General features: G+C 70.0%; 18 protein-coding genes and 1 pseudogene. 9 read left to right on the top strand and 10 right to left on the bottom strand.

Translation table 11 applies throughout. The annotated features are described in order from the left end of the window. Positions 1–104: 104 nt before the first annotated feature. Together C8N38_RS01570 and argE are read left to right on the top strand one after the other, a co-directional pair. Entirely contained in the window at positions 105–1,316 is a 1,212-nt protein-coding gene (locus C8N38_RS01570; RefSeq protein ID WP_108023234.1) for a M24 family metallopeptidase, read from the top strand. Further along, the gene (gene argE / locus C8N38_RS01565) at positions 1,316–2,476 is read left to right on the top strand and encodes an acetylornithine deacetylase (protein ID WP_108023232.1); all 1,161 of its coding nucleotides are present in this window, start codon (positions 1,316–1,318) and stop codon (positions 2,474–2,476) included. Before C8N38_RS01570 ends, argE begins: the two co-directional genes overlap by 1 nt. Positions 2,477–2,490: 14 nt before the next feature. Here the strand turns inward: argE and xylB are convergent, their stop codons facing one another. The 9 genes and pseudogenes from xylB to uxuA form a co-directional block, all read right to left on the bottom strand. Further along, positions 2,491–3,948, bottom strand: coding sequence for a xylulokinase (gene xylB, locus C8N38_RS01560; RefSeq protein WP_108023230.1), 1,458 nt, complete (start codon positions 3,946–3,948; stop codon positions 2,491–2,493). Further along, on the bottom strand, positions 3,894–4,130 hold the full coding sequence (locus C8N38_RS01555; protein WP_108023228.1) for a hypothetical protein: 237 nt from the start codon (positions 4,128–4,130) through the stop codon (positions 3,894–3,896). The genes xylB and C8N38_RS01555 overlap by 55 nt, the downstream gene beginning before the upstream one ends. An 87-nt stretch (positions 4,131–4,217) precedes the next feature. Then, positions 4,218–4,754: a 4Fe-4S binding protein gene (locus tag C8N38_RS01550; protein ID WP_245895473.1), complete on the bottom strand. Its 537-nt coding sequence runs from the start codon at positions 4,752–4,754 to the stop codon at positions 4,218–4,220. Between the two features lie 160 nt (positions 4,755–4,914). Then, positions 4,915–5,064 (bottom strand): hypothetical protein, encoded by a 150-nt coding sequence (locus C8N38_RS21485; protein WP_170120289.1) that lies wholly within the window; start codon positions 5,062–5,064, stop codon positions 4,915–4,917. Beyond that, positions 5,060–5,400: pseudogene (locus tag C8N38_RS01545) on the bottom strand (4Fe-4S binding protein); the annotation flags it as partial. The gene C8N38_RS21485 and the pseudogene C8N38_RS01545, both read right to left, overlap by 5 nt. Positions 5,401–5,479: 79 nt before the next feature. After that, positions 5,480–5,635 (bottom strand): hypothetical protein, encoded by a 156-nt coding sequence (locus C8N38_RS21350; protein WP_158272278.1) that lies wholly within the window; start codon positions 5,633–5,635, stop codon positions 5,480–5,482. 59 nt (positions 5,636–5,694) lie between these two features. Beyond that, the gene (locus tag C8N38_RS01540) at positions 5,695–5,889 is read right to left on the bottom strand and encodes a hypothetical protein (protein WP_108023224.1); all 195 of its coding nucleotides are present in this window, start codon (positions 5,887–5,889) and stop codon (positions 5,695–5,697) included. A 12-nt stretch (positions 5,890–5,901) separates the two neighbouring features. Next, a complete protein-coding gene (locus tag C8N38_RS01535) occupies positions 5,902–6,126 on the bottom strand; it encodes a hypothetical protein (RefSeq protein ID WP_108023222.1) in 225 nt (74 codons plus the stop codon). 114 nt (positions 6,127–6,240) lie between these two features. Further along, on the bottom strand, positions 6,241–7,449 hold the full coding sequence (uxuA, locus tag C8N38_RS01530) for a mannonate dehydratase (RefSeq protein ID WP_108023220.1): 1,209 nt from the start codon (positions 7,447–7,449) through the stop codon (positions 6,241–6,243). Between the two features lie 103 nt (positions 7,450–7,552). Between uxuA and C8N38_RS01525 the strand changes: the two genes are divergently transcribed. The 7 genes from C8N38_RS01525 to C8N38_RS01495 all read left to right on the top strand — a co-directional run bounded on the left by C8N38_RS01525 (position 7,553) and on the right by C8N38_RS01495 (position 14,606). After that, complete coding sequence (locus tag C8N38_RS01525) at positions 7,553–8,311, top strand: GntR family transcriptional regulator (RefSeq protein WP_108023218.1); 759 nt, start codon at positions 7,553–7,555, stop codon at positions 8,309–8,311. Beyond that, complete coding sequence (locus C8N38_RS01520; RefSeq protein ID WP_108023216.1) at positions 8,308–9,285, top strand: TRAP transporter substrate-binding protein; 978 nt, start codon at positions 8,308–8,310, stop codon at positions 9,283–9,285. Before C8N38_RS01525 ends, C8N38_RS01520 begins: the two co-directional genes overlap by 4 nt. Before the next feature lie 137 nt (positions 9,286–9,422). Further along, positions 9,423–9,929 carry a TRAP transporter small permease gene (locus C8N38_RS01515; protein WP_108023214.1) on the top strand — a complete coding sequence of 169 codons (507 nt, stop codon included), beginning with the start codon at positions 9,423–9,425 and terminating at the stop codon, positions 9,927–9,929. Then, the gene (locus C8N38_RS01510) at positions 9,929–11,206 is read left to right on the top strand and encodes a TRAP transporter large permease (protein ID WP_108023212.1); all 1,278 of its coding nucleotides are present in this window, start codon (positions 9,929–9,931) and stop codon (positions 11,204–11,206) included. Before C8N38_RS01515 ends, C8N38_RS01510 begins: the two co-directional genes overlap by 1 nt. A 9-nt stretch (positions 11,207–11,215) precedes the next feature. Then, a complete protein-coding gene (locus tag C8N38_RS01505; RefSeq protein WP_108023210.1) occupies positions 11,216–12,262 on the top strand; it encodes an L-idonate 5-dehydrogenase in 1,047 nt (348 codons plus the stop codon). A 246-nt stretch (positions 12,263–12,508) separates the two neighbouring features. Next, positions 12,509–13,561: an aldose epimerase family protein gene (locus C8N38_RS01500; protein ID WP_108023209.1), complete on the top strand. Its 1,053-nt coding sequence runs from the start codon at positions 12,509–12,511 to the stop codon at positions 13,559–13,561. Positions 13,562–13,685: 124 nt separating this feature from the next. Next, positions 13,686–14,606 (top strand): 2-dehydro-3-deoxygalactonokinase, encoded by a 921-nt coding sequence (locus tag C8N38_RS01495; RefSeq protein ID WP_108023207.1) that lies wholly within the window; start codon positions 13,686–13,688, stop codon positions 14,604–14,606. A gap of 181 nt (positions 14,607–14,787) precedes the next feature. Here C8N38_RS01495 and C8N38_RS01490 read toward each other — a convergent pair whose 3' ends face one another. After that, the gene (locus C8N38_RS01490) at positions 14,788–15,633 is read right to left on the bottom strand and encodes a fumarylacetoacetate hydrolase family protein (protein WP_108023205.1); all 846 of its coding nucleotides are present in this window, start codon (positions 15,631–15,633) and stop codon (positions 14,788–14,790) included. Between the last annotated feature and the right edge of the window lie 5 nt (positions 15,634–15,638).

The following is a 15,638-nucleotide window of genomic DNA, read 5'->3' as shown; positions in this document are numbered from 1 at the left end:
CTTGACGGGGAAAACCGGCTTCTGTCTGATCGGGCGCATCGCCCCCCTTCCCCTCTCCGCCCCGGCCCGTCCGGCGGCGGCCTGCCGCGAGGAGCCATCCGCCCATGACCGAAGAAATCGTCCAGTTCGGCTATGCCGCCGAGGGCCGCGCGCCCTTCTCTCTGCCCGAATACGGGCGGCGGCTGGGGCTGGTGCGCCGGGCGATGGCGGAAAAGGGCATCGACATCCTCTTTGTCGAGGACCCCTCGAACATGGCCTGGCTGACGGGCTATGATGGCTGGTCGTTCTATGTGCATCAGGGCGTGCTGGTCTTTCACGATGCCGACCCGATGTGGTGGGGCCGCCAGATGGACGCGAACGGCGCGGTGCGCACGGTCTGGATGGCGGGTGCGCATATCACCCATTATTCCGACGCCTATGTGCAATCGACCGAACGCCACCCGATGCAGAACCTGGCCGAGCTTCTGCGCGATCTGGGCTATGGCGCCCGGCGGATCGGGGTCGAGATGGAGAATTACTATTTCTCGGCCAAGGCCTATGTGACGCTGCGCGATGCCCTGCCCGAGGCGCATCTGGTCGACGCGACCGCGCTGGTGAACTGGCAGCGCACGGTCAAATCGGGCGAGGAACTCGACTTCATGCGCCGTGCCGCCTCGATCTCGGAACGGATGATCGACGGGGTGCTCGAGCGGATCGAGCCGGGCCTGCCCAAGAACGAGCTGGTGGCCGATCTTTACCGCGACGCGCTGGCGGGCAATGGCGACTGGGGCGATTACCCGGCGATCGTGCCGCTTCTGCCCTCGGGAAAGGATGCCTCGGCCTCGCATCTGACCTGGGACGGGCGGCCCTTCGAGAGCGGCGAGGCCACCTTCTTCGAGATCTCGGGCTGTTACCGCCGCTATCACGCGCCCTTCTGCCGGACGATCTTCCTGGGCGAGCCGCCCGACTACATGCGCGCCGCCGAAGCCGCGCTGATCGAGGGGATCGAGGCCGGGCTTTGGGCCGCGAAGGCCGGCAACCGCGCCTGCGACATCGCCAATGCGCTGGCCGCGCCGCTGGAGCGCGCGGGCATCCGGCGCGGCGCGCGCTGCGGCTATCCGGTCGGGCTCAGCTATCCGCCCGACTGGGGCGAGCGGACGATCTCGCTGCGCGAGGAGGACGACACCCTGCTGGAGCCGGGCATGACCTTCCATTTCATGCCGGGCCTCTGGATGGAGAACTGGGGGCTCGAGATCACCGAATCGATCCTGATCCGCGAGGATGGCCCGGCCGAGACCCTGTGCAACCGCCCGCGCAAGCTTTATGTGAAACCGTGATGACCCGGCTTGACGACACCTGCGCGATCCTCGCCGATCTGGTGGCCTTTCCCACCGTCTCGTCGGACTCGAACCTTGAAATGATCGTGCACATGGCCGCGCTTCTGGGCGATCTGGGCGCACGGGTGGACCTTTTCCACGACGCGACCGGGCACAAGGCGAACCTCTTCGCGACGCTGGGGCCGCGCAATACCGATGGCGGGATCGTGCTGTCGGGCCATACCGACGTGGTGCCGGTCGCCGATCAGGACTGGTCGACCGACCCGTTCACCCTGCACGAGGCCGACGGGCGGCTTTACGGGCGCGGCACCTGCGACATGAAGGGGTTCATCGCCGCCTGCCTGGCCATGGCGCCGGTCTATGCCGGGCTCGACCTGAAACGGCCGCTGCATTTCGCCTTTACCCATGACGAGGAGGTCGGCTGTCTGGGCGGCCAGGCGCTGGTGGCCGAGTTGGCCGCGCGCGAGCTGCGCCCCGGGATCGCCATCGTCGGCGAGCCGACCGAGATGCGCATCGTCGACGCGCACAAGGGATGCTGCGAGTACACGGTCGAGTTTCACGGCCGCGAGGGCCACGGGTCGAACCCGCCTGCGGGCGTCAACGCGGCCGAGGCGGCGGTGCGCTATGCCGCGCGGCTGCTGGCGCTGGCCGACGAGATGAAGGCCCGCGCCCCCGAGGACAGCCCGTTCGAGCCGCCCTGGACCACGATCAATCTGGGCCGGATCTCGGGCGGGCATGTGCATAACGTGATCCCCGGCCGGGCCGAGATCGCCTGGGAGATGCGGCCCGTGCAGGCCGACGACATCGCCCATGCCAAGGCCGCCATGGCGCGCGAGGTGGCGTCGCTTCTGCCCGCGATGCGCGCCGTCGCCCCCGAGGCCGATATCCGGACCCATGTGGTGGGCGAGGTGGTCGGGCTCGAGCCGATGCCCCACAGCGCGGCGCGCGCGCTTCTGGCCGGGCTGACCGGCCAGAGCCGGACCGAGGCGGTGCCCTTCTCGACCGAGGCGGGGCTTTTCCAGAGCCTCGGCTGCGCCGCCGCGGTCTGCGGCCCGGGGTCCATCGCCCAGGCCCACAAGCCCGACGAATATGTCAGCCGCAAGCAGCTGGCCCAGTGCCTGGCGATGCTGGAAGGTCTTGCGGGCGTGCTGACCGCCTGACACCAAGCCCGGCCTTACTGGATCGCCTTCAGCCCGGGATAGGCCGCGCGGAACCCCCGATAGGCCTCCTCGAAGGCGTCGGCCAGCGCGGGCTCGGGGGCCACGGTGCGGGCAATGGCGGGCGGGGTCATCTCGGTTTCGGGCGCGGCGCCGCTGGCCGCCACCCGGCCCAGACGCGCGGCGCCAAGGGCTGCGCCAAGCTCGCCCCCGGCGGGCACCTGCAAGGGCACGCCCAGGACCGTCGCGATCAGCCGCAGCCAGTAGTCCGACCGCGCCCCGCCGCCGATGGCCAGCAGATGGCCCAGATCCGCCCCCGCGCCGCGCAGCGCCTCGGCGCAGTCGCGCAGCGCGAAGGCCACGCCCTCCAGAACCGCGCGCGTCAGGTCGGGCAGCCCGGTCTCGGCCCCGAGCCCGGTGAAGGCGCCCCGGATCGTCGCATCGTTATGGGGCGTGCGCTCGCCCGAGAGATACGGCAGAAACCGGACCCGCCCCGGCGCCTGCAGATCTTCGCCCAGGGCGCGGGTCAGGTCGGCCGGGCTCTGGCCCGAGATCCGCGCCAGCCAGTTCAGGCTGTCGGTCGCCGACAGGATCACCCCCATCTGGTACCACCGCCCCGGCACCGCATGGCAGAAGGTATGCAGCGCGTTGCCAGGGTCGGGCCGGTAGCCGTCCCGCGCCGCCAGCAGCACGCCCGAGGTCCCGAGCGACACGAAGCCCTGCCCTTCGGCCAGCGCGCCGGTGCCGCAGGCCGCGGCCGCGTTGTCGCCCGCACCGCCTGCCACGACGGCGCCGGGGCCGATGCCCCAGCGCGCGGCCAGCTCGGGGCGCAGCGTGCCCGCCGGGTCCGAGCCCTCGACCAGATCGGGCATCTGGCCGCGGCGCATGTGCCCGGCCTCCAGCAGCGCGTCCGACCAGTCGCGCCGCCCGGTGTCGAACCACGAGGTTCCGGCGCTGTCCGACATGTCGGCGACCGCCCGGCCGGTCAGATAAAGGTTCAGGAAGGCCGCGGGCAGCAGCACCTTGGCCACCCGCGCGAAGGCTTCGGGTTCATGGCGGCGCACCCAGTCGAGCTTGGGCGCGGTAAAGCCCGGAAAGACGATATTGCCCGAGGTTTCGCGAAGCCCCGGCAGCGCGTCGAGCCGTGCCGCCTCGGCATGGCTGCGGGTGTCGTTCCAGAGGATGCAGGGCCGGATCGGGGTCATCGCCGCATCCAGCAGCGTGGCCCCGTGCATGTGCCCCGAGACGCCGATGCCGCGCACCCCCGCCATCGCTTCGGGAAAGCGGGCCGCCAGATCGGCCATCACGGCCTCGAGCGCCGCGATCCAGTCGGCCGGGTCCTGTTCGGACCAGCCCGGATGGGGATGCGCGACCCCATAGGCGCGCTCGGCCGCGCCGACCGGTTGCCCGGCTTCGTCGATCAGCAGGGCGCGCAGCCCCGAGGTTCCCAGATCCAGTCCCAGCGCCCCACCCATGCCGTGCCTCCCCGTTGCCGCGTCCTGTCCCGGGCGCAGCCTAGCGGCCCGCGGCCCGCCTTTCCAGCGCGGCGCATCTGGTCGGGGCTGCCATGCCAGGCCACCAGATCGATCCCGGCCTCGCCCGGGGCGATGGCCTTCAGAACCTCCAGCGCCGCCGCGCGGGTCAGACCCTTCGCCATGGCCGCGTTCCTTCCCCGAACACGTCCCCTTGCCGAAGTTCTCAAACAGCCCGCACGGCGAGGCAAGTGCGGCGTCGCGGGGCGGGTTCAGTCCTCGGGGTCGCGCGGATAGTCGGCGGCGGTGCGCGGGCGCGGCCGCGCGCCCATGCGGAAGGGCGCGCAGGGCCCGTCGAACTGCACCCGGACCCGGCAACGGTCGCCCATTCGGATCGGCCGGGCCCTGTCCGACCCGCTGAACATCGGCTGGCGGTCGGCCGGCTGGGCGGCGATGCGCCCGACCGTCGACTTCACCCCGAAGGGCGCGCCGCATTCGATGCAGGCATAAGGGTCTTCGGCCTTCAGCACGCGCAGGCTCAGCGCCGCGTCCGGCCGGTCGAGTTGCGGCACCAGCGCGATGGCCTCCTCGGGGCAGACCGTCGCGCAGATCCCGCAGTGCAGGCAGGCCTCTTCGCGGACCCGCAGCTCGAACCGGTCGGGGTTGTCGCCAAGCGCGCCCGAGGTGCAGAGCCCGGCGCGGGACAGGCAGAGCGTCCAGGCCTCGGGGTCGAGCCGCACCGCGCCATGGGGCGCGCCCTTCGGCAGCGGGATCGGCGGACCCGCGCGGCGCTCTGGCCCGGCCAGCACCCGCGCCGCCAGCCGCGCCGCCCGCCAAGCGACCGCACCGGCGCGGGGGCGCGGGGCGGCGGGCGATGGGCATCAAGCGTCTCCGACAGCGCGTCGGGGTCGGCAAGATCGACAAGCCGCATCCGAGGGCCGAGCCCCAGCCCCTCGCAGACCGCCGCGGTCAGCGCCGCCAGCGCTTCGGGGGGGCACGCTCGGTGCCCCGCGCCAGCAGAAGATCGCTGCCGACGAGGCCCGCGACCAGCGCGAGCAGCGCCTCGGCTTGGCCGAAAAGCCCCGGCGCGGGCAGGCCGCGGCCGAACCGGGCCGCCATCGCGATTGAAATTGCCCGCCTGCGGGGATTGGGGCGCGCCGAAGGGACAGGCGTAGAAGCAGCTGCCGCAGCCGATGCACAGTTCCTTGGACTGCAGCACCACGCCGTCCTCGGTCTGGCAGAAGCAGTCGACCGGACAGACCGCCATGCAGGGCGCGTCGGAACAATGCATGCAGGCGACCGGGATCGACCGCTGGCCCGGCTCGCCGTCCTGCAGGGTGATGACCCGGCAGTGGTTGATGCCCGAGGGCACTTCGTGCGCGTTCTTGCAAGCGGTCCGCAGGCGTTGCATTCGATGCAGCGTTCCGCGTCGCACAGGAATTTCGCGCTTGCCATCCGTGGTCCTCTCTTGCACCGCCGAGATCCGGCAGACCGACACCTTGTTCTCCTGGATGTTGGTCCCGATGTCGTAGCCCTAGCTGAAGGCGATGCTGCCGGACTCGCCGACCACGAACGGGCCGGTGCCTTCGGGCAGCCCGGCCGCGATGTCGGCGCCCTCGAACCGCCCCTGGAAGTGGCAGGGCACCCGCGCCTTGACGGCGATCTGCCCGCCCCGGGATCCGGCCAGCACCATGCCCCCTTCATGTGAAACTTCAACTGTCTAGGATAGGTCACTGTATAGCCTATCGTTCAGGTGCCGCGGGTGATGTCCTCGATCCTCGGCGCGCCGTTCTCGACCGCGATATGCTTGAACATCGGCTCGGCGAACATGTGCCTGATCACGTGATCAGGCCTGCTCTCGAAGAGCGGCTCGACCACCTTCTCGCGCCACTGGATCGACCGGTTGGACGCGCTGATCGACCCTTCGGTTTCAAATTGTGGCAATGCGGGAAGGAGTTAGGTGTCGTTCTTGCGACCCCCCATCAAGGCCGACATCGGCCCCAGGGTCTCGATCTCGGGCAGATCGGCCTCGGTCAGCAACTCGAGCGCCGGTTCGGGATCGGCCCCGGCCGGGTCCGCGAGGATTACGGCTGCGGGGTCATGCCCGGGCCGCGCCTCGACCGCCTGCCCGCGTTTCAGCGCCGACCGGCGGGCCGCCTCTCCGGTGTCCTCGCGTGCCACCGCTGCCCCTTTCCGGGTTCGGGACATTCCAGGTCGCGGGCGCGCCGTCGCGCGCCCTTGGGTCAAGACTGCCCGAACCCGGCCGGTTTGGCAACTGTGGAGCCCCCGGCGCGGTCAGACCGCGATCCGGGGTTCCAGTGCGGCGATGATCCCGCGCAGCTCTGCCAGGCCCTTCAACCGGCCGATGGAGGGATAGCCCGGCTGGGCGCGGCGGCCGAGATCGTCGAGGATGTCCTGCCCGTGATCGGGGCGGAACGGGATCGACCAGTCCGCACGGCCCGACGCGCGGCGGCGGGCCTCTTCGCGCAGCGCCGCCTCGACCAGCGCCACCATGTCGGTGTCGCCGCCCAGATGCTCGGCCTCGTGGAACGACCCGAACACCGCGCCGGTTTCGCGCGTGACGTTGCGCAGGTGCAGGAAATGCACCCGGTCGCCCAGCCGGTCCATCATGCCGGGCAGATCGTTGTCGGCCCGCGCCCCGAGCGAGCCCGAACAGAGCGTGATGCCGTTCGCGGGGCTGTCGACGGCGCGCATCACCGCCGCATACTGCGCCTCGGTCGACATGATCCGGGGCAGCCCCAGAAGCGGCACCGGCGGGTCGTCGGGATGACAGCAGAGCCTCAGCCCAAGCTCTTCGGCAAGCGGCACGACTTCCGAGAGGAAATCGATCATGTGGCCGCGCAGCCGGTCTTCGGAGATGCCGCTGTATTCGGCCAGATGCGCCCGCACATCGTCCAGCGTGAAGCGTTCGGCCGCGCCGGGCAGGCCGAAGACCACATTGCCCGCCAGTTGATCGCGGTCGGCATCCGACATGGCGCGGAAGCGCGCCTCGGCCGCCGCCTGCAGGGCCTCTTCATAGTCGTCGGTCGCCCCCGGACGGGCGAGGATGAACAGATCGAAGGCCGCGAAATCGGTCAGATCGAACCGCATGCAGGTCGCGCCCGAGGGCCGCTTCCAGGCCAGATCGGTGCGGGTCCAGTCCAGCACCGGCATGAAGTTGTAGCAGATCACCTCGATGCCCGCGGCGGCGAGGTGGCGCAGGCTGTCGCGATAGGCATCGATATGGGCGCGCCAGTCGCCCTTCTGCTTCTTGATGTCCTCGGAAACGGGCAGGCTTTCGACCACGTCCCAGGTCAGGGTCGAAGGCGTGCCGTCCTTCATGGTGGCGATCTCGGCCTGGCGCCGGGCGATCTCGTCGGGGGTCCAGACCGCGCCGGTCGGCACATGGTGCAAGGCCGAGACGACACCCACGGCCCCCGCCTGCCGCACGTCGTCGATCGAGACCAGGTCCCTGGGGCCGAACCACCGCCATGTCTGCCGCATCGCATCGCCTTTCCGAGTCGCGTTTCGGGTTCCGTTTAGCAGCCGGGACGATTGCTGACTAGTATGGCAGTATGGTAGCTCAGAGCCGGAGGGGAGGCGAATCATGGACGAGCACATCGAGAGGGCGGTGGGATGCGTGCTTGACCCGGCGCGTCCGATCACCCCGCAGTTGCACCGCTTCCTGCGTCTCCGGATCATCCGCAACGACCTGAAGCCCGGCGACCGGCTGTCCGAGGCCGAGATCGCGCGCAGCTGCGCGGTCAGCCGCCAGCCGGTGCGCGAGGCCTTCATCAAGCTTTCCGAACAGGGGCTGCTGTCGATCCTTCCGCAGCGCGGCAGCCTGGTGACCACCATCGCCATTTCCTCGGTGCTGGACGCGCGCTTCGTGCGCGAGGCCATCGAGGCCGACATCGTCCGGCTGCTGGCGCGGCGCCCCGACCCGGCGCTGATCGCGCGGCTCCGCGCCCAGATCGACCGGCAGGCCGCCGTGGTCGAAACCGCGCCCCGCGACTTCATCCAGCTGGACGAGGTGTTTCACCGGACCTTGGCCGAGGGCGCGGGCAAGTCCGGCGCGTGGAAGCTGCTGGAAGGGCTCAAGTCGCAGATGGACCGGGTGCGGTTCCTGGCGCTGGGGCGGTTTCCGGTGGACAAGCTCATCGCCCAGCACACCGCCATCGTCGATGGCATCGCCGCAGGCGACGTGGCCGCCGCCGAGGCCGCGACCCGGGCCCATCTGCGCGAGATCCTGAACGACCTGCCCGCCATCGCGGCCGAGAATCCCGGCTTTTTCGACGGTCTCTTCGAAAGCGCCGCGAGCGAGCCAGACCCCCTTACCGACGTCACAGGAGGAGATCCCACATGACAACCGCTTGGAAACTGCCCGGCCTTGCGGCCGCCGCGCTGATCGCGGGGCTTGCCGCCGCACCGGCCATGGCGCAGGAGATCACGCTGAAGCTCGGCCATCTCGCCAACGAGGACAATCCCTGGCACAAGGCCTCGCTGAAATTCGGTGAAGAGCTGTCGGCGCTGACCGACGGGCGGATTGCGGTCGAGGTCTATCCGAACGAAAGCCTCGGCAAGGAAATCGACCTGATCAACGGCATGCAGCTGGGCACCGTCGACATGACGATCACCGGCGAAAGCCTGCAGAACTGGGCGCCGATGGCCGCCCTTCTGGCCCTGCCCTATGCCTATGGCTCGATCGAGCACATGGACGAGGTTGCCTCGGGCGAGATCGGCAAGAAGATCGAGGCGCAGATCGTCGAACGCGCCCAGATCCGCCCGATCACCTATTTCGCCCGCGGCGCGCGCGAGCTGACCTCGAACCGCCCGATCAAGAGCCCCGACGATCTGAACGGGCTGAAGATGCGGGTGCCGAACGTGCCGCTTTTCGTCGATGTCTGGAAGTCGCTCGGCGCCCAGCCGACGCCGATGGCCTTCTCGGAGGTTTTCACCTCGCTGCAGAACGGCACCATCGACGGGCAGGAAAACCCGCTGGCGCTGATCCGGTCGGCGAATTTCAACGAGGTGCAGAAATACGTCAACCTCACCGACCATGTGCGGTCCTGGATCTACCTGACCATTTCGGAACTGACCTGGGCCAAGCTTTCGGCCGAGGATCAGGCCGCGGTGATGGAAGCCGCCAAGCGCGCCCAGGCCTATGAGCGCGAGCTGTTCGAGCAGAGCCTCGCCGACGACCGCGCCTGGCTGGAAGAGCACGGCATGACCTTCGTCGAGGTCGACAACGCGGCCTTCGCCGCCAAGGCCAAGGAAGCGGTTCTGGCCAATGTCAGCGACGAGATCCGCCCCATCGCCGAAGAGATCTTCGGCCAATGACCCGCGTCCTGTGACCCGCCTTCGCTGACACGCGTCGTGCGCGGTCTCGTGTTTCGTAACGAGTGGACCCGTAACGAGTTGGACCGGCCGGACCCGCCCGAGGGGCCCGGCCGGCTTCCCCGAAAGCCAGAGGCCCCATGCCCACCAAGACAGAGCGCTTCATTTCGACCGTCACCGCCCTTGCCCGGGTCGGCGTCGGGCTGTCCTTCGCCGTGCTGATCGGCGCCGTGCTGATCCAGGTGGTCGGCCGCAGCTTAGGCAGCTCGCCCGTCTGGACCGAGGAACTGACCCGCTTCGCGCTGTTGTTCCTGATCGCCTTCGGCGCGGGACTGTCGCTGCGGACCGGCGATATGGTCAATGTCGACATCGTCTGCGAGGTTCTGCCCGGGCGCTGGCCCTGGCGGCTGCGGCTGGTCTCGGCGCTCGCGACCGGCGGGCTTGCGCTTTATCTGCTGCCCCATGCCTGGCGCTTCGTCAGCATCGGGCGGATGCAAAGCTCGCCCGCGCTGGGGCTGACCATGAGCTATGTGCATCTCACCGTGTTCCTGATGCTGGCGCTGCTGGCGCTTTTTGCCGCTCTGCGCGTGCTGGGCATGCTGACCGGCACCGAGGATGGCACGCCCGAGAAGGCCGAGGAGATCTGATGGAGGTCTGGGTTCTTTTCGGTATCTTCGTCGGCGGTCTGGTCGTCGGCATTCCGGTCGCGGTCACGCTGGGGCTGTCGTCGCTGGGCTATCTGCTGCTGGCGGGGATCCCGCCCGTCGTCATGCCGCAGAAGATGTATGCGGGCATGGACGTGTTCGTGCTGCTGTCGATCCCGGGGTTCATCCTGGCGGGCAACCTGATGAACCAGGGCGGCATCACCAACCGCATTGTGCGCTTTGCCAATGCCCTCGTCGGCTGGATCCGCGGTGGGCTGGGCCTGACCAATATCGCGGCCTCGATGCTGTTCGGCGGCATCACCGGCACCGCGGTCGCCGATGCCGCCTCGATCGGCGGCGTGATGATCCCCGGCATGAAGAAGGCGGGCTATCCGGCCGATTATTCGGCCGCGGTCACCGCCGCCTCCTCGACCGTCGGGCCGATCATCCCGCCTTCGGTGCCGATGATCATCGTCGGCGCGCTGTCGGGGATTTCGGTCGGCAAGATGTTCCTCGCGGGCGCCGTGCCCGGCATCCTGATGGGTCTTGCCATGATGGTGACGGCCTATGTCATCGCCCGGCGCAAGAACTTCCCGCGCCAGCCCTGGCAGGGCTTCGGCGAGGTCGCCCGAAGCTTCGGCGGCGCGATCTGGGCCATCGCCATGACCTTCCTGATCATCTACGGCCTGCTCTCGGGCCTCGCGACACCCACCGAGACCGCCGTGGTGGCCAGCGTCTATGCCGTGATCGTGGGCTGCTTTGTCTATCGCGACCTGCCGCTCGCCCGGGTGCCGAAGGTGATCGTCGACAGCGCCGTCGCCTCGGCCGGCATCCTGGCGCTGGTGGGTTTTGCCAATGTCTTCGGCTGGATTCTGGTGTCGGAGCGCATTCCCCAGGCCATCGCCCAGGGCGTGCTGTCGATCACCGACAACAAGTTCCTGGTCATCCTCATCATCAACCTGCTGCTGCTTTTCGTCGGCATGTTCATGGAGACCATCGCGGCCCTCATCATCCTCTTCGTGCCGCTTCTGTCGCTGGCGCAGGCGGTCGGCATCGACCCGCTGCATTTCGCGACCTTCGCGGTCCTGAACCTGATGATCGGGTTGACCACTCCGCCGGTCGGCGTCTGCCTCTTCGTCTGCGCGGGCATCGCCCGGCTGCCGCTGACGCCGGTGGTGATCGCCATCCTGCCCTTCCTCGCAACCAATATCGCGGTGCTGCTGCTCGTGTCCTACGTGCCCGCCATCGCGACCTGGCTGCCTTCCGTCCTGATCCCGTAGGAGCTTTCCATGGACACCCGCGTCTGCCGCCTGCACGCCCCCCACGACATCCGCATCGAGACCCTGCCGCTGGAGGGTCCCGGCCCCGGCGAGGTGCTGGTCGCGGTCGGCGCGGGCGGGATCTGCGGGTCGGATCTGCATTACTACCACGATGGCGGCTTCGGCCCGGTCCGGGTGCGCGAACCGATCGTGCTGGGCCACGAGGCGGCAGGCACGGTGATCGCGCTTGGCGCCGGCGTGACCGGGCTGGCCGAGGGGCAAATGGTGGCGCTGAACCCCTCGCAACCCTGCGGCAGCTGCATTTACTGCCAGCAAGGCATGTTCAACCACTGCCTCGAGATGCGCTTTCGCGGCTCGGCCATGCGCTTCCCCCATGAACAGGGGTTGTTCCGCGACCGGATCGTGATCGGTGCCCAGCAATGCCTGCCGGTGGCCGAGGGGATCTCGCTGACCCAGGCCGCCTGTTCCGAGCCGCTGGCGGTCTGCCTGCATGCCCGGCGGATCGCGGGCGATCTGACAGGCAAGTCGGTGCTGGTGACGGGCGCAGGCCCCATCGGGTCGCTTTGCGCGGCCGCGGCGGCCGAAGGCGGCGCCGCCGAGGTGGTGGTGACCGACCTGCAGGACCGGCCGCTTGAGGTCGCGCTGCAGATGGGCGCGACGCGCATCGTCAACATCGCCCGCGACCCGGCCGCGATGGAGCCCTATGGCGCCGACAAGGGCCAGTTCGACGTGGTCTTCGAATGCTCGGCCGCCGCCCCCGCCATCGGTCAGGCCATCGCCACGCTGCGTCCGCGCGGCATCCTCGTGCAGGTCGGCGTCGCGGGCGAGACCCCGGTGCCGCTGAACCTGATCGTCGGCAAGGAGATCCAGGTGCGCGGCACCCACCGCTTCCACCCCGAATTCGCCGATGCGGTCGCGGCCATCGGCTCGGGCCGGATCGACGTCCGCCCGATGGTGACGGCCACCTATCCGCTGGAAGACGCGCAGGAGGCCTTCGAGGCCGCGGGCGACCGCAGCCGCGCGGTCAAGGTGCATCTGAGCTTCGAGGCCGCCTGACCCGACCCGCCGGGGCCATCCGGACGATCCTTGCCGGGCCTTGCCGGACCGAGCCGGATGCCCCCGAGCCGTCCGACGGGCGGCTCGAAAGGACATTTCATTCGCCCAGAGCGCCCCGACGCGCAACTTTTGCGAGAAGTCTCTTGCGTCAGGGGCAATTGTCGCGGACCCTTGGGGGCGAATCCCGCGCAACGCGTGCGACCGACCGGCGCGGGGTTCCGACAGCGAGTCCGGGGCACCCTTCGCATGTTCACAGCAACGCCCACCCTGCCCAGGATCGACCGGCTGGCCAGCGCGCCGGACGGCAGCCCGGTGCGCGCGATCTGGATCGGACAGGCCGGAACCCGGGCCCGCATCATGACCTGGGGCGCCTCGCTGATGGACCTCAGGATCGAGGGCCTGCCCCATGCGCTGGTGCTGGGCTCGGAGGCCTTCGCCCCCTATCTGGGACCGATGCGCTATTTCGGGGCCATCGTCGGTCCGGTCGCGAACCGGATCGCCGGAGGCCGCGCGCCCCTGGACGGGCGGATCCTGACGCTTGAGCGCAACGAGGCCGGGCGCAGAATGCTGCATGGCGGAACCGCGGGAACCGCCAGCCGCAACTGGCGGCTCGAGGCCGACAGCCCCGCCGCCTGCACGCTCAGCCTGTCCCTGCCCGAAGGCACCGGCGGCCTGCCCGGCCCGCTCGATCTTCGGGCAAGCTATCTGGTCGATGCGGCGGGGGCGCTGGAAATCCGGCTGGAAGGCCGCAGCGGCGCGCCCACCTTCTGCAACCTCGCCCATCACAGCTACTGGTGCCTCGATGGCAGCGGCAGCCTCGACCGCCACCGGCTTCAGGTCGCGGCGGCGCGCTATCTGCCCGTCGATGACGCATTGATCCCGCAAGGGCCGCCTGCGCCGGTCGCGGGCACCCGGTTCGACTTTTGCACGCCGCGCCCGGTTCTCGATGCCGTGCTGGCGCGCGAGGCGCCGCCGCTCGATCACAACTTCTGCCTCGGGGACAGCGCCGCAGCGCTGCGCCCGGCCTGCCGTCTCTCGGTCCCGGGCGTCGAGCTGGAGGTGACGACGACCGCCCCCGGGCTGCAGGTCTACGATGGCGGCGGCCTGGCCACGGCCCCGGTGCCGGGGCACGAGGGGCGGCCCTATGACGCCCATGCCGGGATCGCGCTGGAACCCCAGGGCTGGCCCGATGCGCCGAACCGGCCCGATTTCCCGTCCGTGCTTCTGCGACCGGGAGAGGTCTATCGGCAGGTGTCGCGCTTTCACGTCCGCCGCACCGGCCCAGGAGATCCGCCATGACACCGCGCGGACCCCGGCGCGATCCGTGCCCGTCCTCCGCGCATAACGGAGCGCCGCCCGGCAGGCCAGCGTCCGGACCCCCGCCGCAGCGGCCCCGCCGCGCGCGACATCCGGCGGGGCCAAGATGACCGCGCCGCGCTGGATCGCCGCCGCCTGGGGCCCGTCCTCGCTGAGGATCTGGGCGATGGCGGGACGCAAGGTCCTGACCGAAGGCGCCTCGGATCAGGGGGTCTCGCGGCTTGGACCACGCGACTTCGAACCCGCGCTGCTGACCCTCGCAAGCGGGATGCTGCCGCCCGACGAGGTGACGCCGGTCCTGATCTGCGGTCAGGCGGGCGCCCGCAAGGGCTGGGTCGAGGTGCCGCACGAGATGGTGCCCTGCGCCCCGCATGCCGCGCCCCCGATGCCCGCCCCAAGCCTCGATTCGCGGATCTCGGTCGGCATCCTGCCGGGGCTTGGCCAGATCGATCCGCCCGATGTCATGCGCGGCGAGGAGACCCGGATCGCGGGCTTCCTGCTGGATCGCGCGTCCTTCGACGGGGTGCTGTGCATGCCCGGCCTGCATGGCAAATGGGTGCGGCTGCGCCACGGCATCGTGCAGGGCTTCCGCACCATGATGACCGGCGAGATCTACGGGCTGATCGCCCGGCAATCGGTCCTGCGCCACATGATGGACGACAGCTGGGACGAGGCCGCCTTCCGCAACGCGGTCGACGAAAGCACGCGCCACCCCGAAACCATCGTCAGTTCGATCTTCGGGATCCGTGCCTCGGCGCTGCTGAGCAACCCGACCCCGGGCCTTGCCCGGGCGCGACTGTCGGGGCTGATGGTCGGCTGCGATATCGGCGCCATGCGCACCTGGTGGCACAACCGGCCGGTCGCGGTGCTGGGCACCGAGCGGGTCTCGGAGCTTTATGCCAGCGCGCTGGCATCCCAGGGCGCCGATGTCGAGGCGCTGGCGGGCGACCGGCTGACCCTGGCGGGGCTGATCGCGGCCCATGAGCGGACCGGCCGCCTGGAGCCGAGCGAGGCCGCGCATACCTGAAGCCCAGGCCTGCACCGCCCGACGGGGCCGCCATGCCTGCGGGCGTTTCCCCCGTCCGCCGGGGCGTCGCCGAGCCGCGCGGATCTGTATTTGCCCCCCTCTTCGGCCCCGTCGTCCGGGCGGACATCGGCCCGAGGCTCGGCCCCGACCCGAAGCGCCCGTCCGGCGGGGTGTCGGCTGCTCAGTCCGCCGCCACCACGTCCTGCCTCTGGGTCCCGAGCCCCTCGACCGTCAGCTCCATCACGTCGCCGGGGCGCAGGAAGCGTTGCGGCTTCATGCCCATGCCGACGCCAGACGGCGTGCCGGTCGCGATGATGTCGCCGGGCTGCAAAGCCATGAAGCGGCTCATGTAGGACACGATCTCGGCCACCGAGAAGATCATGTCGTCGGTGCGGCTGTCCTGCACGGTCTGGCCGTTCAGCGCGAGGCTCAGCCCCAGCGCCTGCGGGTCGGCCACCTCGTCGGCGGTCACCAGCCAGGGGCCGGTCGGGCCAAAGGTCGGCGCCGACTTGCCCTTGACCCACTGGCCGCCGCGCTCGATCTGGAAGGCGCGTTCCGACACGTCGTTGATGACGCAATAGCCCGCCACATGGTCCAGCGCCTCGGCCTCGGACACGTAAAGCGTGTCGCGCCCGATCACCACGCCCAGCTCGACCTCCCAGTCGCTCTTGACCGAGTCGCGCGGGATCACCACCGGGTCATAGGGCCCCGACAGCGCCGAACTGGCCTTCGAGAAGAGGATCGGCTCTTTCGGCGGCTCGGCCCCGGTTTCGGCGGCGTGGCGCGCGTAGTTGAGCCCGACGCAGAAGAAGTTCGGCACCCGCGACAGGCAGGCGCCGATGCGGCCCGGCGCCTCGACCAGCGGCAGCGTCTCGGGGTCGAGTCCCCTCAGCCGGTCGAGCGCCGCGATGGCGACCGCCGCCCCCGACAGGTCGGGCACATGGGCCGACAGGTCCCGGACCCGGCCCGCCGCATCCAGAAGCCCGGTCTTTTCCGACCCCGCCTCGCCATAGCGCAAGAGTTTCATTCGCG

The sequence above is a fragment of the Rhodovulum kholense genome (assembly GCF_003053725.1).
GTDB classification, from domain to species: Bacteria; Pseudomonadota; Alphaproteobacteria; order Rhodobacterales; family Rhodobacteraceae; genus Rhodovulum; species Rhodovulum kholense.
Note: the sequence above shows the minus strand (reverse complement) of the source record. Positions and strands in the feature narration are given on the sequence as shown.

Coding starts and splice junctions, on each gene's coding strand:
- C8N38_RS01520 (WP_108023216.1), top strand. CDS start 8,308: ATGACAACCGCTTGGAAACTGCCCGGCCTTGCGGCCGCCGCGCTGATC.
- C8N38_RS01500 (WP_108023209.1), top strand. CDS start 12,509: ATGTTCACAGCAACGCCCACCCTGCCCAGGATCGACCGGCTGGCCAGC.
- C8N38_RS01505 (WP_108023210.1), top strand. CDS start 11,216: ATGGACACCCGCGTCTGCCGCCTGCACGCCCCCCACGACATCCGCATC.
- C8N38_RS01510 (WP_108023212.1), top strand. CDS start 9,929: ATGGAGGTCTGGGTTCTTTTCGGTATCTTCGTCGGCGGTCTGGTCGTC.
- C8N38_RS01525 (WP_108023218.1), top strand. CDS start 7,553: ATGGACGAGCACATCGAGAGGGCGGTGGGATGCGTGCTTGACCCGGCG.
- argE (WP_108023232.1), top strand. CDS start 1,316: ATGACCCGGCTTGACGACACCTGCGCGATCCTCGCCGATCTGGTGGCC.
- C8N38_RS01570 (WP_108023234.1), top strand. CDS start 105: ATGACCGAAGAAATCGTCCAGTTCGGCTATGCCGCCGAGGGCCGCGCG.
- C8N38_RS01495 (WP_108023207.1), top strand. CDS start 13,686: ATGACCGCGCCGCGCTGGATCGCCGCCGCCTGGGGCCCGTCCTCGCTG.
- C8N38_RS21485 (WP_170120289.1), bottom strand. CDS start 5,064: ATGGCGGCCCGGTTCGGCCGCGGCCTGCCCGCGCCGGGGCTTTTCGGC.
- C8N38_RS01515 (WP_108023214.1), top strand. CDS start 9,423: ATGCCCACCAAGACAGAGCGCTTCATTTCGACCGTCACCGCCCTTGCC.
- xylB (WP_108023230.1), bottom strand. CDS start 3,948: ATGGGTGGGGCGCTGGGACTGGATCTGGGAACCTCGGGGCTGCGCGCC.
- C8N38_RS01555 (WP_108023228.1), bottom strand. CDS start 4,130: ATGGCGAAGGGTCTGACCCGCGCGGCGGCGCTGGAGGTTCTGAAGGCC.
- C8N38_RS01490 (WP_108023205.1), bottom strand. CDS start 15,633: ATGAAACTCTTGCGCTATGGCGAGGCGGGGTCGGAAAAGACCGGGCTT.
- uxuA (WP_108023220.1), bottom strand. CDS start 7,449: ATGCGGCAGACATGGCGGTGGTTCGGCCCCAGGGACCTGGTCTCGATC.